Origin of the sequence: Flavobacterium sp. ABG (assembly GCF_001027725.1) — a bacterium.
Lineage (GTDB): Bacteria > Bacteroidota > Bacteroidia > Flavobacteriales > Flavobacteriaceae > Flavobacterium > Flavobacterium cupriresistens.
Window position 1 is genome coordinate 1 of the sequence record NZ_LEKS01000057.1, and the last position, 549, is coordinate 549.

The 549-nt window shown below is 37.3% G+C and carries 1 protein-coding gene; it reads left to right on the forward strand.

The genetic code is table 11. The features are described from left to right. Positions 1 to 549, forward strand: a 549-nt coding sequence (locus AB674_RS21630) for an OmpA family protein (protein WP_047779366.1), incomplete at both ends; no start/stop codon positions are given.

The window sequence follows — 549 nt, forward strand, 5'->3', positions numbered from 1 at the left end:
GGTGTTGCAGCAGGAGCATTAATCGGTGGGATTCTAGGTAATAATTTAGGAAAAGGTGGTAATGCTGCTTTGGGAGCGGCTATTGGTGCTGCAGTTGGTGGAGGAACAGGCGCTCTTATTGGAAATAAAATGGATAAGCAAGCCAGAGAAATTGATCAAGCTTTGCCAGGTGCCGATGTAGAAAGAGTAGGTGAAGGAATTCACTTGACTTTGAAAGAGGATGCTGTTCGCTTTGATACTAATAAAACGACTTTAACCATTCAAGCTAAAGCTAATTTAGATAAATTGATTCCTGTATTTAATAGTTATGCGGATACAAATATTGAGATTTTTGGTTATACTGATAATACAGGTAAACCAGAATATAATTTGACACTTTCTCAAAAAAGAGCAGTATCAGTTAAGGATTATTTGGTTTTAAAAGGGTTAAAAACAAGTAGATTCAAAACGTCTGGTTTTGGAATTGCGGATCCAATTGCTACTAATGATACACCGGAAGGCAGAAGTCAAAACCGCCGTGTAGAATTTGCAATTACCGCAAATGATAAA